We start from the raw sequence: 14,545 nt of genomic DNA on the forward strand, positions 1-14,545 counted from the left end.
TGACGGTAGCTTCGTGATGGCACGAAGCCCGCACATGACAGATGAAAGGGACTTCCCATGGCAGTAAGCCTGTCCAAGGGCGGCAACGTCTCCCTCACCAAGGAGGCCCCCGGCCTCACCGCCGTCACGGTCGGCCTCGGCTGGGACGTCCGTACCACCACCGGCACCGACTTCGACCTCGACGCCTCGGCGATCGCGGTCAACGCGGCGGGCAAGGTCTTCTCCGACGCACACTTCGTCTTCTTCAACAACAAGGCGACGCCGGACCAGACCATCGTGCACACCGGTGACAACGTCACGGGTGAGGGCGAGGGCGACGACGAGCAGATCAACGTCAACCTGGCGGGCCTGCCGGCCGACATCGACAAGATCGTCTTCCCGGTGTCGATCTACGACGCCGAGACCCGCAGCCAGAACTTCGGCCAGGTGCGCAACGCCTACATCCGCATCCTCAACCAGGCCGGCGGCGCCGAGATCGCGCGCTACGACCTGAGCGAGGACGCCGCCACCGAGACCGCCATGGTCTTCGGCGAGCTGTACCGCAACGGTGCGGAGTGGAAGTTCCGCGCCGTGGGCCAGGGTTACGCCTCGGGTCTGCGCGGCATCGCGCAGGACTTCGGCGTCAACCTCTGACGCCCGACACCTGCGCTTGACACAGGAGCCCCCGGCCGAACGTCCTGCGGCCGGGGGCTCCCGCATGTCCTCGGGACCGTGTCCGCATACCACTGAGCGCGCCCAACGGGCCGCAGTACACGCGGCGTTGTCCGATCGATGGAATTTCGCCGGATAGCGAACACGAACGTCTTCCAGTCGGACAAGAAACGGTCAAAGAATTGTGAGGTAATTGTCGGCACACCGTCAAAATTAGTCATTCGGTGGCACGCTCCCTGCTCGTAACCCCCCACGGAACGAGCAACGGAGTACGCATGACCCCCCACATGAACACCCGTCGCGCCGCAGCCCTGGCCGCCGTGGCCGCGATGGTCGTCGTCGGAGTGCAGACCGGTGCGGCGAACGCCACCCCGGGCGCCTCGGACCACGGTTCCTCCGCCTCCCCCCGCTCCGCATCACCCGCCTTCAACAGCGCCTCCGCACGCACGACCGCCATCAAGTCGGCTCAGACCGAAGCCCCTTCGGCGGCCGGCTCGCTGGGGCTCGGCTCCCAGGAGAAGCTGATCGTCCGTGACGTGATCAAGGATGCCGGCGGCACGGTCCACACGCGCTACGAGCGCACCTACGCCGGCCTGCCCGTCCTCGGTGGCGACCTCGTCACCCACACCGCGAGCAGCGGCAAGCTCAAGGGCGTCACCAAGGCGACGAAGGCCCGGATATCCGTGCCGTCCACGACGGCGAAGATCAAGACGGCGGCGAACGCCCGCAAGGTGATCTGGGCGCGCGGCACCACGCCCGTGCTCGCCTTCGAGACCGTCAGGACCGGTGTGCAGAAGGACGGCACGCCCAGCCGGCTGCACATCATCACGGACGCCACCACGGGCAAGGAACTGCACAGCTACGAGGCGGTCGAGACGGCCGGTATCGGCAACAGCCAGTACAGCGGCAAGGTCGACCTCTCCACCACCGCGGCCGGTTCCGGCTTCGAGCTCACGGACGGCGACCGCGGCGGCCACAAGACGTACGACCTGGGGCAGGGCGAGAGCGGCACCGGCACCCTCGTCACCGACGACGACGACACCTGGGGCGACGGCACGGGCAACGACCGCCAGACCGCGGCGGTCGACGCCCACTACGGCGCCGCGAAGACCTGGGACTTCTACAAGTCGGCCCTCGGCCGCGACGGCATCGCCGGTGACGGCAAGGCCGCCTACTCCCGGGTCCACTACGGCGACGCGTACGTCAACGCCTTCTGGGACGACAGCTGCTTCTGCATGACCTACGGCGACGGCGCCGACAACAAGAGCGCCCTCACCGGCCTCGACGTCGCCGGCCACGAGATGAGCCACGGCCTGACCGCCGCCACCGCCAACCTCGACTACGCCGGAGAGTCCGGCGGCCTCAACGAGGCGACCAGCGACATCCTCGGCACCTCCGTGGAGTTCTTCGCCGACAACGCCACCGACGTCGGCGACTACCTCATCGGCGAGAAGATCGACATCAACGGCGACGGCACCCCGCTGCGTTACATGGACAAGCCCAGCAAGGACGGCGGCTCGGCCGACTACTGGAGCAGCGGCGTCGGCGACCAGGACGTGCACTACTCCTCCGGCGTCGCCAACCACTTCTTCTACCTGCTGGCCGAGGGCAGCGGCGCGAAGACCATCAACGGCGTGGACTACGACTCCCCGACCTCCGACGGCTCCACCGTCACCGGCATCGGCCGGGACAAGGCGGTCCAGATCTGGTACAAGGCCCTCTCCGAGTACATGACCTCGACCACCGACTACGCGGCCGCCCGGGTCGCGACGGAGAAGGCGGCGACCGACCTGTACGGGGCGGACAGCGCCGAACTCAAGGCCGTGGACGCCGCCTGGACCGGCGTCAACGTCAAGTAGCACCTGCCGTACGGAATGCGGAGCCGGGCAGCCGTCGCACTCGGCGGACCGGCTCCGCAGCACCGCCACCGGAGCCGGTCCGCCCTCGTCCACCGCGGGCCGGCTCCGCACGACGGCGCTCTGAGCCGGCCGGTCGTCCCTCGGCCGGCAGGCTCCACAAGGCGAACGCAGCCGGTCAGTCGTCCGCGGCCGGCCGGCTGCTGCCGTACAGCCAGTTCTTCCACAGGTCCGACAGGTCCTCGCCGGTCTCCTCCTCCACGTACGCGGTGAAGTCCGCCGTCGAGGCGTTGCCGTGCCGGTGCGCCTTCGTCCAGCCGGCGAGCAGCGCGAAGAAGTCCTCGTCGTCATCGACCACTTCGCGGATCTTGTGGATGACCATGGCCCCGCGTCCGTACACCGGCGACTCCGAGATGTCCGCCGCGCTCGGCGGATCGGCGGGCGGGAACGCCCAGTTGTCCTCGTCCTCGTACGCCTCGTCGAACGACTCCCGGGCCGGGACGTCCTCCTTCTCCTCGGCCCACAGCCACTGCGCGTAGGTCGCCAGGCCCTCGTTGAGCCACATGTCGCGCCAGGTCGCGGGCGTGACCGAGTCGCCGAACCACTGGTGCGCCATCTCGTGGACCAGCAGGTCCATGTCCGGCGGCCCCGGGAAGAACGGCCGGTTCTGCGTCTCCAGCGCGTACCCGGCGTCGTCCTTGCGGTCGATGATCGCGCCCGTCACGGAGAACGGGTACGGACCGAAGTGCTCCGCCTCCCACGCCACCACCTCGGGGACCCGGGCCAGCGTCCGCGCGCTCGCCTTCGCCGATTGCGGGTCCACGGCGGTGAACACCGTGATCCCGCCCGCCATCGTCGAGGCCTTCGTGGTGAACCGGCCGACAGCCAGGGTCGCGAGGTAGCTCGCCATCGGTTCGGCCGTGTGCCAGCGGTAGGTGGTGCGCTCCCCCGCCGTCGTCGGCGGTCCGGCGGGCACCCCGTTGGAGACCGCCGTCAGCCCCTTGGGGACGGTGACCTCCAGGTCGTACGCGGCCTTGTCGCCCGGGTGGTGATTGCCCGGGAACCAGGCCATCGAGCCGGCCGGCTCCCCGAGGGCGAGCGCGCCGTCGTCGGTGGGCAGCCAGCCCTCCTCGGACTCGTCGGCATCGGTGATGGTCTTCGGGGAGCCGGAGTAGCGCACGACCGTGCGGAACGTCTCGCCCTTGTGGAGCCGGTCCTCGACCTTCGCGTCCGTCCGCAGCGTCAGCTCGTTTCCCGCCCGGTTGACGGCGGCCGGACGCCCCTCCACGGTCGCCGAATCCACGGTCAGGCCGGCGAGGTCGAGGTTGAACGAACTCAGGTCCTGGGTGGCCCGCGCGGTGATCACGGCGGTCCCGCGCAGGGTCTGCTCGTCCGGGTCGACGTCGAGCGTGAGGTCGTAGTGCGTCACGTCGTAGCCGCCGTTGCCGAGCTTGGGGAAGTAAGGATCACGGACCCCGGAGGCGCCGGGTGTGCCCTCCACCGCGCCGGTGTCGGCCGTGCAGGCGGGGGCGAGGACGGCGAGGGCGAGAAGCAGCGCGGCGGCCCCGGCCGTTCGGCGGGGGGCGTGTGCGGTGGTGGGTGCGGTGCCGCTCGCCGTGTCGCTGGGCATGCCGTGTGCCGGGGGTCGGTGATCCACACCGGTGATCCTATGTGCGGAATGTCGGACTCCGCGGGCTCCGGGACCGGACACGGCGGCTCCGGCCGTCAGAGCACCGCGATGCCCGGCGGCCGCTCCCCCGTCAGGGCGCGGATTCACTGGAGCACCTCGCGACTCCGAGCAGGTGCCATCACTTCGCGGAAGGCGAGGGCGGCGAGCAGCGCGAGCAGGACGAGGAGCCCGCTGGCCCACAGTGGCCCACGGTTCCCGACCGTGCCGAGGGTGGCCGCGGCGACGAGAGGGCCGGCGGCGGCCCCGACATTGAGTGCCGCCGTGGCGTACGCCCCGGACATCGTGGGGGCTCCTGCCGCCTCGTAAAGGACCCGCGTGATCAACGTGCTGCCCACCGCGAAGGACAGCGCGCCCTGCACCAGTACGAGGGCGAACAGAGCGATCGGCGTTTCGGCGAGTACGGCGAGAGCCGGCCAGCCGATGAGCAGCAGGGGGCCGCCGACCGCGATGACCGGACCGGGGCGCTGGTCCGAGAACCGTCCGGCGAGAGTGACACCGACGAAGGAACCGGCCCCGAAGACCACCAGCGCGACCGAGATCCACGGCCGGGCCAGTCCGGCGTCGGTGACGAGGGGCGCCAGAAAGGTGAAGCTGCCGAAGGTCGCCGCGTTGATCAGCGCGGCGAGCAGCATGACCAGGAGCAGCCGCGGGCGCTTGAGCTGCGCGATCTCCGACCGCAGGGCCCGTGCGTCGGCTGCGTGCGGCTGTCCCGGACGGGTGGGGAGTCCCCTGAGGATGCCGAGGGCTGCGGGCAGGCAGAGGACGGCGACAGCCCAGAAGGTGGCCCGCCAGCCGAGCATCGTGCCGAGCAGGGATCCCCCCGGGACCCCGGCGACCGTGGCCACCGTCGTGCCGGACAGCAGGACCGCCAGCGCACGTCCCTTCCTGTCGGGGAGAACCAGCCCGGCGGCGGTGGTCAGGGCGATGGCGAGGAACCCCGCGTTCGCCACCGCGGCGACGACGCGGGTCGCGAACAGGACCGCGAAACTCGTGGTGAGGGCGCCCACGACGTGCGCTGCCGAGAACACGAGGACGAAGCCCGGGAGGCTGCTCCGCCCCGGCCTGTTCCGGGCGAGTGCGGCCACGAGGGGGGCGCCGACGATCATCCCGATCGCGAAGGCCGAGGTGAGGGTGCCCGCGGCCCCGACGGACACGTCGAGGTCGGAGGCGATGTCCGGCAAGAGACCGGCGATCATGAATTCCGAGGTGCCCATGGCGAAGACCACCAGGGCGAGCAGATACAGCGGGAGAGGCATCGAAAGGCTCCGGGACGAGGAGAAGCACGACAGGAAGACGTCTCGTCACCGCAGTCAGCGCCCACGGGCGCACGCGTCCGGCCGCGGAACGCGGCGGGACGACAGGGACTTCGAACTCAGTGGTTCAGGGAGCTGACGGCGTGACCGAAAGCCCCCGCCTTGGCTGCCTCAGGGCTCGACATGCGCCGCACGCTACCCGACCGGTCCCCGGCGAAGCACCCCGGTTTCGCGCACGCGCCGGTCCGTTTCACCGCCGTCGTGTTCCCCGGCAGCTGGGCCTGTTCGCCCTCTCAGATGTCTGACGGGGCTTTCTCCCCGCCGCGGACGACGAGCCGCGCCGCCGCCGACGGGGCGTCCGGCGCGGACGACGAGCGGCGTGACGGAGCGCTCCGTGCGGCGGCCGGGCTGTCCGGCGTGTCCGCGGGCTCCGTGGCGCAGCCGGCCGGCGCCGCCCCGGCGGCGAGCGCCTCGAGCACCGGCGCGACACGGCGGGCGGTCACGGGCCGTCCCGGCGGTCCGCGGCCTCCCGCAGCAGAGCGGCGATCTCCACGAAGCCACGGCGTTGCGCGTGCGCCAGGGCCGTGACGCCGTCGCCGTCCGGCAGCCCCGGTGTCGCCCCGGCGGCCAGCAGCAGTCCGACGATCTCCTGGTGCGCCCGCCCGCCGTCGCCGAGGATCACCGCCTCCAGCAGGGCCGTCCAGCCCAGCCGGTTGACGTGGTCGACGTCGATGTCGGTGACCCGGAGCAGCTCCCGTACGTAACCGACGTGGCCGCGCTCGCTCGCCGGGATCAGTGCGATGCCGCCGAACCGGTTGCGGAGCTTCAGGTCCGGCCCGGCCGGCAGCAGGACGTGGAGCATCGCGACGCTGCCCGTCACACCGGTGGCCAGCCAGGGGCTCTCCTCCCGGCTGTCCTGCGCGTCGGGGTCCGCGCCCGCCGCGACGAGCAGCCGGGCGGCCTCCACATGGCCGCCGTGGACGGCCAGGAGCAGCGGGGTGCGCAGTTCCTCGTCACGGACGTCCACCCGGGCGCCGCCCTCGACCGCCCTCTGCACGGCATCGGTGTCGCCGGTGCGTGCGGCGTCGAGCAGGTGCTGGTCGAGGGCCTTCATACCCGTCTCCCGTCCGTCGGTGCGACTACTTCGCGAGGGCGGCGACGCCGGCCCGGGCGAACTTCTCGTCGAGGTCCCCGCTGGGCGCGCCGGCCACACCGATGCCCGCCACCGGAGCGCCCTTGACCTGGACCGGGGCCCCGCCCGCGAGGAACAGGGTGCCGGGGATGTCCTTCAGGTTCGGGGCCTGGGCGAGCCGCCCGGCCAGGACCGAGGTCGGGGCGTTCCAGGAGACGGCGGTGTACGCCTTCTTCTCGGCCGACTCGTACGCCTGCGGGCCGGAGCCGTCACCGCGCAGCGTCACGATGGTGTTGCCGTTGCGGTCGACGACCGAGACGGCGACGCGCTGGTTCTCCTTCGCCGCGGCGTCGAGGGCGGCCTGCGCGGCCTTCGTGGCGGCGTCCACGGTCAGGTGCGTGGTCTGCTGGAGGTTGCCGTTCGCGGTGTCCGCCTTGACGGTGGTGGCGGGCGCGGCGGCCGGGGCGGAGGCGCTGGCGGACACGGCGCCGAAGGTACCGGCCCCGAGGGCGGCGGCGGCGACGGCACCGGTCAGGACGCGGGTGCGCAGCGACATCTTCTTCATGGCGGGCTCCTTGGTGCGGTGTGGGGTGGTGGTGGGCTGGTTGCCTCGTTCCGTCTTCCATCCTCGGGCCGGGTCCGGGCCCCTACGGTCGTCGTACCGGCTCGACGCCTCGCGCTGAACGGCTGACGGCCCCATCAGCCGATCGGTTGATGCGGGGCCGCCCGTTCGGGGCGACGATGAAGGTCCGCGCAGGTCAGGAGCAGGAGTACGAGGTGGAGCAGAGGTACGAGGCGAAGCGGCGAAGCCCCTCGCCGTCCGGCGCCGGACAGGTCGGCGACCCCGGCGCCCGAGGACTCGCGCTGCTCATGCACGCCGCGTTCTTCCTGCTGCTGGGCGCCTCGCTGACCCGGTTCCTGCTGCGGCACCCGGGCGAGACACGCACCCCGTGGATCATCGGCCTGTCCGTGGCCCTGGCCGCGCTGTACCTGCTCGGGCCCGTCCTCGGCTCCCGGCCGACACCGCGGAGCCTGGCCTGGCTCGGGGTGCTGGTCGCCGTGTGGATGGTGCTGGTCGTCCTCGCGCCGAGCTTCGCCTGGTGCGCGGTCCCGCTCTTCTACACCGGGCTGCGCATCCTGCCGCCGCGGGCCGCGCTCGCGCTCGTCGCGCTGCTGACGCTGTTCGTCGTCGCGGCGCAACTGCGGCTGGCCGACGGCTTCGACCCGAACCTGGTCCTCGCCCCGCCGGCCGTCGCCGCCGTCGCGACCGCCGTCTTCGTCCACATGCAACGCCAGGCCGCCACCCAGGACGAACTCATCGACGACCTGCTGCGCACCCGCCGCGAACTGGCCGCGACCGAACGGCGCGAAGGAACCCTCGCCGAACGCCAGCGGCTCTCCATGGAGATCCACGACACGCTCGCCCAGGGCCTGTCCAGTCAGCAGATGCTGCTCCAGGCCGCCGACCGCACCTGGGACACCGACCCGGCGACGGCCCGCCGCCACGTCCGCACCGCCACCGGCATCGCGGAACACAACCTCGCCGAGGCCCGCCGCTTCGTCCACGACCTGGCCCCCGCCGACCTCGCCGAGGGCGGCGGCCTGGAGGCGGCGCTGCACGCCCTCGCCGCCCGCGAGACCGTGCAGGCGCAGGGCCGGCTCACCGTCCGCTGCCACGTCGAGGGCACACCGCACGCCGCCCTGCCCGACCGCGTTCAGTCCGCCCTGCTGCGGATCGCCCAGGGCGCCCTGGCCAACGTCACCGAGCACGCGGGCGCCTCCGAGGCCGCCCTGACCCTCACCCACCTCGACGACCGGACCGTCCTCGACATCGCGGACAACGGCCACGGCTTCACCCCCGCCACCGGCACCGCACCGCCGGCCGGGGTGCGCGGACACGGGCTGCCCGCGATGCGCGCCCGGCTCCGGCAGCTCGGCGGCACCCTGGCCATCGAGTCCGCTCCCGGCGAGGGCACCGTGGTGACCGCCGCCGTCCCCGTCACCGCCGTCCCCGCCGCACCGGGCGGTCCCGGCGGCCCGGCGGCCCCGCTCACCGACCTGCCGGCGGGCGCCGGCACCCCGTTGCCCGGCACACCCGCCGGCTCCGGCACCCCCCTCACCCCAGAGGACCCCGCATGACGACCGCGCCCCCGCCCGTCCGGATCCTGCTCTGCGACGACCACGCGGTCGTCCGCGCCGGGCTCCTCGCCCTCCTCGGCAGCGAGCCCGACATCGAGGTCGTCGGCGAGGCGGGCAGCGGCGAGGAGGCCGTCGCCCTGGCCGCCAAACTGACCCCCGACGTCGTCCTGATGGACCTCCAGCTGGGCGAGGGCATCGACGGCGTCGAAACGACCCGCCGCATCGTGGCCGGAACCGACGGCGTCCACGTCCTCGTCCTCACCACGTACGACACCGACGCCGACATCACCCGGGCCATCGAGGCGGGCGCCACCGGCTACCTGTTGAAGGCGGAGCGCCCCGAGGAACTCTTCGCCGCGATCCGCTCCGCCGCCCAGGGCCGAACCACCCTGTCCCCGCCCGTCGCCAGCCGCGTCATGGCCCGCATACGCACACCCCGGCCGGCGCTCACCGACCGCGAACGCGACATCCTGGGCCAGCTCTCGCAGGGCCTCGGCAACCGCGACATCGCCCGCGCCCTCTTCATCAGCGAGGCCACCGTCAAGACGCACCTGGGCCGCATCTACGACAAGCTCGGCGTCGACACCCGCGCCGGTGCGGTGTCCGTGGCCAAGGAACAACGCCTGCTGCCCTGACACCCCGCCCTACCCCGCGCGCCCCACCCGCGCCACGGCTCCGCCCGGCGCACGCGCCTCCGGGCCCCCCGGCCCGCTGGGCGGGATCACTCGGCGGGGCCCGTCGTCCGCCCACGGCCCCGCCTCCGCATCCGCTGAGGCGGGAGCGGTCCGCCGGGCATGACACCATCGAACCGTGCTCGACATCGGCTACTCCCTCTCCCGACGCTTCCCCGATCCCCCGCAGACCGACTACCGCCGAGCGGACGTCCACGCGCTGCGCCACGATCTGTTCTCCGGGGACGTCTACCTCGCGGACACCAAGGAGGACCGCGAGGTATCCACAGCCTGGGGATGGGTGCCGGTGCTCGACTTCGCCTGGGCGCTGTGCGACATCGTCGAAAAGATCGACCAGGACCCCCGAGGCAATCGCTCGCACCGCCGCCAGTTCGCCGAACTCGACTTCACCGAGTCCTCCGACCGCATGCTCTTCGAGCGCCGGTTCGGCTGGGTCGACGTCGAAGCCGACTGGATGCCCGCCGAGGAACCGCCCCTCACCTTCAGCCACTCCCTGCTGCGCCGCGAGGCCCGCGACTTCCTGCACGACCTGATCGCCGACCTCGCCGACATGCACGAAGGCCTCGCCGACAACCCCACCATCTGGGACCTCCAGTCCCGCTTCCCCCGCCTCTGACCGGTCCCGCCCCCGGAGCCGGGGCGCCCGCCCGCCCTTGACCGGGGCGCGCCCGGATTCAGGCATCCCCCGTCCGGCCGGGCTGCACCCGGAGCCGGGGCGCTCGCCCGCGCCTGACCGGGCTGCCCCCGGACCTGGACGCCCCGCGCCCCCGAGCCCTCCGACCGGTAGCGCCGCCCCCGGATTCGGGCCTCACCCGCCTCCGACCGGGCCGCCCCCTAGGCCACCGGGACCCCCGCACCCCCCGGGACTTAGGCGCCCGTCCCCGCCCCGAGGTGCACCCCCCTCACGCCTCCACCCGCACCCCGATCTGCGCCGCGAACGCCGGAGCCAGCTCCATCAGCTGTGACGGGCTGATCACCGCACCCGCCAGCCGCTCCACACCCCGCGCGATGTCCAGCTCGGCGACCGTCCGCAGATCCACCGCCTCCATCCGCACCGCACTGAAATCGGCCCGCTTCAGCACACAGTCCCGGAACTCCACCCGGGCCAAATGCGCGCCCCCGAAATCCGGCTCCGAGAGCACACACCCCTCGAACACCACGTCCTTCAGGCGGGCCTTGCGCAGATTGAGGTAGTCGATCTTCCCGCCCCGGACCAGGACCCGCTCCAGGACCGCCCCGTGCATCTGCACCCCGCCCAGCCGCGCGTCCACGATCTCCACATCGCGCAACGACACCTCAGCGAGATCGGTGCCCACCCCCCGTACCCCCGTCAGCACGGAGTCGATGAACCGGGCCCTGACCAGATCCGTACGGTCCAGGGCGCAGCCGTCGAGAGCGCAGTCCATGAACCGGGCGCCCGGACCGGACGCGTCCGCCAGGTCCACCGCGTCGAACCGCAGGCCGTCGTAGTCCCCGTCCGGCTCCAGGCCGCCCCCCTCGAACGCCACCAGCGGCGGCAGCCGCACCTCCGGCCGCCGGGCCTCGGCGACACCGCCCTTGCCGCCCCTGCCCGTACCGCCACCACTACCGCCGCTGCGCACCATGCCCCCCATCGTGACGCACGCCACTGACAACGCCCGCCGCCGATGTCACATCCCGGCCCCCGCCGGCCGTCCCGTCACCAGAGACACCTCCAACGGAACCGAAGGAGACCGGGACCATGCAGCGCATCCACATCGTGGGCGGCGGCCTCGCCGGCTTCACGGCGGCGATCACCGCAGCCGAATCCGGCGCCCGGACAACCGTCCACGAGGCCCACCACACCCTCGGCGGACGGGCCAGAACCGCCGAGGGCCCCTACCGCACGAACCACGGCCCGCACGCCCTCTACCGCCACGGCCCCCACTGGACCTGGCTCCACCGGCGCAACCTGCTCGGCGACACCGTCACCGTGCCACCCCTCGAAGCCCATCGCCTCCGCTTCCGCCACCACGGCGCCCTGCGCCGCACCCCGCCGCTCGCCGTCCTGCGCCTCAGCCGCCGTGACGCCGCCCGGGCACCGGTCGACGCCGACTTCCACGCATGGGCCGTCACACAGGTGGGCGAGGAGGGCGCCCGCGCCGCCGCGCACTACGCCGCCGTCGCGCTCTACCACCACGACCCCGGCAGCCTCTCCGCCGCCTTCGTCCAGGAACGGCTCCGACGCGCCGCCGCCCTGCCCCCCGAGGCCCGCTACCCCGTCGGCGGCTGGTACCGGATCATCGACCGGATGGCCTCCCGCGCCTGGAACCTCGGCGTCCGCATCGAGACCACGTCCCGCATCGAACCGGCCGGCCTCGCCACCCTCGCCCGCACCGGTCCGGTCGTCGTCGCCACCTCGCTCGACGCCGCCCGCACCCTGCTCGGCGACCCCGCCCTCACCTGGCCCTCCGGCCGTACCGCCCTCGTCGACCTGGCCGTTCGCACCCGCCGCGGCGACGCGTTCGCCGTCTCCGACCTCGACGCACCCGGCTGGATCGAACGCTTCACCGCCCAGGACCGCACCCTCGCCCCCGCCGGCGAACAACTCGTCCAGGGCCAGTTCCCCGTGGCCCCCGACGAGGCCCGGGCCGCCGGCGCCACCCGCGCCGAGGCCCTCCTCGACCTGGGATTCCCCGGCTGGCGCGACCGCACCGTGTGGCGCCGCGACTCCCTCGCCTCCGGCCGTACCGGTGCCGTCGACCACCCCGGCACCACCTGGCGCGACCGCCCCGCCATCGACCGCGGCGACGGCGTCTACCTCGCCGGGGACCAGGTCGCGGCCCCCGGCCTCCTCAGCGAGGTGTCCTTCACCAGCGGCATCGAGGCGGCCCTCCTCGCCCTCGGCGCCCGCGCCACCGTCACCCCGTGAACCCGCAGGTCGGCCGCCGAGCTCCGCCAGCGCCGTCCGTCACCCGCAGAGCTCCGCCCACCCCCGTCCGTCACCCGCCGAGCTCCGCCAGCGCCCCGTCCGTCAGCCGGTACACCGTCCACTCGTCCTGCGGCCGCGCGCCCAGCGACTCGTAGAAGGCGATGGACGGGGCGTTCCAGTCCAGCACCGACCACTCCAGACGCTCGTAACCACGCTCCACACAGATCCGCGCCAGCTCCGTGAGCAGCGCCTTCCCGTGCCCGCCGCCACGGGACTCCGGACGCACGTACAGGTCCTCCAGGTAGATCCCGTGCACCCCGCGCCACGTCGAGAAGTTGAGGAACCACAGGGCGAATCCGACGATCTCGCCGTCGTCCGTCTCGGCAATGTGCGCGTAGGCCGCAGGGCGCTCACCGAACAGCGCCTCGTGCAGCTGCGCCTCCGTGGCCCTGACCTCGTCCAGAGCCTTCTCGTAGTCGGCCAGTTCCCGGACCATCCCGTGAATGGCAGGGACATCTGCAGCGGTAGCGTGACGAATCATGGAAGCAGCGTAAACAGCACCCTTCTGCCCGCCCGCGCGCTACCCCCGCCCCAGCAACAGCCGAGCCACCTCGGCCTGCTCCGGCGCCAGCCGCCGCTCACCCATCTCGGCGCCCCAGCACGCGTTCTGCAGCACCCGCCCCAGCGTCCACGCCCGCGCACGCCCCCGGTCCAGGCCGAGCGCCTCCGTCAGCAGATCGAACCGCCGCCCCACCCCCGCCGCGTCGAACCGGTCGACCAGCGCCGGCAACAGCTCGAACCCCGGATCGCCGGCCAGCGGCTTCGGATCGATCGCCACCCACTGCCCGCCGCGGCCCGCCAGCACATTGCCGAAATGCAGATCCCAGTGCAGCAACCGGTCCCCCGGCTCACCCGCCACCTCCCGCACCGCCGCCGCGCAGTCCCGCACCAGCCGCCGCTCCGCCTCGTCGGCCAGCGAGTCCGCCACCCCGGACGCCGCCCCCACCACCCGCGCCGCGACCTCCCCCAGCCCTCGCAGACCGCACCCCTCCGGAGCCCGCACCGCCGTCAGACCCGCCAGCAGCTCGGCGACCACCCGCACGGCCTGCCACACGTCCGCCACCCCGGACAGCGCACGCCGCCCGTCGAGGCGTTCCAGCAGCATCGCCCCCGTCGCCGCGTCGTGCTCCCACAGCTCCACCGCACCCGCCGACGCCTCCCCCCACACCCGCAGCGCGACCGGCTCCCCCGCCGTCTCCCCATCCACCGGCTGCAACTTCAGCACCGCCCGGCGCCCGTCCGCCTCCCGCACCACCGGAAGGACCAGCGCGCACACCCCGTAGAGAGGATCACCGTCCCGGGCCAGGCCCCAGCGCCCCAGGAAGTCCGCCGCCATCCCCGGCAGCGCGGCGATGAACGCCCGGCCGGCCTCGCCGTTGTACCTGGACTGTGTGGCGATCAGCGCATCCGGAATGTCAATCACGCCGCCGATCCTAGGAGCGTGCGTCAATCGGCTATGACCCCGAGCCATCCCGCCCCGCCCACACGGCCCCGCCCCGCACCCGCCGCGTGGATCCGCAGCGCCGGCTCATGGATCCGCAGCGCCCCCGGCACGTACCTCTGGCTGACCGCGCTCTTCGTCACCACGGTCATCGTCCACCAGATGTCACCCGCGTTCGAGGAGGAATTCCTCCGCCAGCGCTCCACCAACATCCACGAGCTCTCCCAGAACCCGGTCCGCGTCCTCATCAGCAGCGCCTTCTGGATCGACAGCGGGAAATGGCTGCCCTACGCCCTCCTCTACACCGTCTTCCACGCCCCCGCCGAACGCCGCCTCGGCACCCTGCGCTGGTTCATCGTCGTCGCCGCCGCCCACGTCCTCGCCACCCTCGTCAGCGAAGGGGTCCTCGCGTGGGCCATCCAGCACGGCCACGCCCAGGAGACCGCCGTCAACACCCTCGATGTGGGCGTCAGTTACTCACTCGCCGGAGTCGTCGCCGTCCTCACCTACTACATCGCGCACCCCTGGCGGTACGTCTACCTCTTCGCCGTCCTCGTCATCTACGCCGTCCCCCTCGTCACCGGCGCGACCTTCACCGACATCGGCCACTTCACCGGCGTACTGATCGGTCTCGCCTGCTACCCCCTGACCCGCACCCGCCCCGAGACGAAACCCACCCCCGCCCAGTAACCTCCCGCCACAACAGCCACACAGCCACCCGGCCACACGGACAAGCAGGGG

The 14,545-nt window shown here is 72.7% G+C and carries 15 protein-coding genes; 7 read left to right on the forward strand and 8 right to left on the reverse strand.

The window, feature by feature from the left end; genetic code table 11:
* Nucleotides 1–57 precede the first annotated feature (57 nt).
* Complete coding sequence (locus E6R60_RS29580) at nucleotides 58–633, forward strand: TerD family protein (RefSeq protein WP_136329761.1); 576 nt, start codon at nucleotides 58–60, stop codon at nucleotides 631–633.
* 293 nt (nucleotides 634–926) lie between these two features.
* Entirely contained in the window at nucleotides 927–2,510 is a 1,584-nt protein-coding gene (locus E6R60_RS29585) for a M4 family metallopeptidase (RefSeq protein WP_136329762.1), read from the forward strand.
* Nucleotides 2,511–2,685: 175 nt separating this feature from the next.
* Here E6R60_RS29585 and E6R60_RS29590 read toward each other — a convergent pair whose 3' ends face one another.
* The 5 genes from E6R60_RS29590 to E6R60_RS29610 form a co-directional block, all read right to left on the reverse strand.
* The gene (locus E6R60_RS29590; RefSeq protein WP_136329833.1) at nucleotides 2,686–4,137 is read right to left on the reverse strand and encodes a M1 family metallopeptidase; all 1,452 of its coding nucleotides are present in this window, start codon (nucleotides 4,135–4,137) and stop codon (nucleotides 2,686–2,688) included.
* 143 nt (nucleotides 4,138–4,280) lie between these two features.
* Complete coding sequence (locus E6R60_RS29595) at nucleotides 4,281–5,453, reverse strand: Cmx/CmrA family chloramphenicol efflux MFS transporter (protein WP_136329763.1); 1,173 nt, start codon at nucleotides 5,451–5,453, stop codon at nucleotides 4,281–4,283.
* A gap of 290 nt (nucleotides 5,454–5,743) precedes the next feature.
* Entirely contained in the window at nucleotides 5,744–5,953 is a 210-nt protein-coding gene (locus E6R60_RS29600) for a hypothetical protein (protein WP_136329764.1), read from the reverse strand.
* Complete coding sequence (locus E6R60_RS29605) at nucleotides 5,950–6,564, reverse strand: ankyrin repeat domain-containing protein (protein ID WP_136329765.1); 615 nt, start codon at nucleotides 6,562–6,564, stop codon at nucleotides 5,950–5,952. Before E6R60_RS29605 ends, E6R60_RS29600 begins: the two co-directional genes overlap by 4 nt.
* 25 nt (nucleotides 6,565–6,589) lie before the next feature.
* Entirely contained in the window at nucleotides 6,590–7,147 is a 558-nt protein-coding gene (locus E6R60_RS29610) for a heme-binding protein (RefSeq protein ID WP_136329766.1), read from the reverse strand.
* A gap of 176 nt (nucleotides 7,148–7,323) precedes the next feature.
* Between E6R60_RS29610 and E6R60_RS29615 the strand changes: the two genes are divergently transcribed.
* The 3 genes from E6R60_RS29615 to E6R60_RS29625 all read left to right on the forward strand — a co-directional run bounded on the left by E6R60_RS29615 (nucleotide 7,324) and on the right by E6R60_RS29625 (nucleotide 10,029).
* A complete protein-coding gene (locus E6R60_RS29615) occupies nucleotides 7,324–8,721 on the forward strand; it encodes a sensor histidine kinase (RefSeq protein ID WP_240802726.1) in 1,398 nt (465 codons plus the stop codon).
* Nucleotides 8,718–9,356, forward strand: coding sequence for a response regulator transcription factor (locus E6R60_RS29620; protein WP_136329767.1), 639 nt, complete (start codon nucleotides 8,718–8,720; stop codon nucleotides 9,354–9,356). Before E6R60_RS29615 ends, E6R60_RS29620 begins: the two co-directional genes overlap by 4 nt.
* A 175-nt stretch (nucleotides 9,357–9,531) precedes the next feature.
* Nucleotides 9,532–10,029, forward strand: a complete 498-nt coding sequence (locus E6R60_RS29625) for a hypothetical protein (protein WP_136329768.1) — start codon at nucleotides 9,532–9,534, stop codon at nucleotides 10,027–10,029.
* A 286-nt stretch (nucleotides 10,030–10,315) separates the two neighbouring features.
* Here the strand turns inward: E6R60_RS29625 and E6R60_RS29630 are convergent, their stop codons facing one another.
* Nucleotides 10,316–11,017, reverse strand: coding sequence for a pentapeptide repeat-containing protein (locus E6R60_RS29630; protein WP_206309549.1), 702 nt, complete (start codon nucleotides 11,015–11,017; stop codon nucleotides 10,316–10,318).
* Nucleotides 11,018–11,133: 116 nt separating this feature from the next.
* Between E6R60_RS29630 and E6R60_RS29635 the strand changes: the two genes are divergently transcribed.
* Complete coding sequence (locus E6R60_RS29635) at nucleotides 11,134–12,303, forward strand: NAD(P)-binding protein (RefSeq protein ID WP_136329769.1); 1,170 nt, start codon at nucleotides 11,134–11,136, stop codon at nucleotides 12,301–12,303.
* 70 nt (nucleotides 12,304–12,373) lie between these two features.
* Here the strand turns inward: E6R60_RS29635 and E6R60_RS29640 are convergent, their stop codons facing one another.
* A complete protein-coding gene (locus E6R60_RS29640; RefSeq protein ID WP_136329770.1) occupies nucleotides 12,374–12,844 on the reverse strand; it encodes a GNAT family N-acetyltransferase in 471 nt (156 codons plus the stop codon).
* Nucleotides 12,845–12,883: 39 nt separating this feature from the next.
* Nucleotides 12,884–13,786 carry an aminoglycoside phosphotransferase family protein gene (locus tag E6R60_RS29645; RefSeq protein WP_206309550.1) on the reverse strand — a complete coding sequence of 301 codons (903 nt, stop codon included), beginning with the start codon at nucleotides 13,784–13,786 and terminating at the stop codon, nucleotides 12,884–12,886.
* 33 nt (nucleotides 13,787–13,819) lie between these two features.
* On the opposite strand from E6R60_RS29645, the gene E6R60_RS29650 reads away from it, so the two are divergent.
* The gene (locus tag E6R60_RS29650) at nucleotides 13,820–14,494 is read left to right on the forward strand and encodes a rhomboid-like protein (RefSeq protein WP_136329772.1); all 675 of its coding nucleotides are present in this window, start codon (nucleotides 13,820–13,822) and stop codon (nucleotides 14,492–14,494) included.
* Nucleotides 14,495–14,545 lie beyond the last annotated feature (51 nt).

The sequence above is a fragment of the Streptomyces sp. A0642 genome (genome assembly GCF_004795105.1).
Classification (GTDB): domain Bacteria; phylum Actinomycetota; class Actinomycetes; order Streptomycetales; family Streptomycetaceae; genus Streptomyces.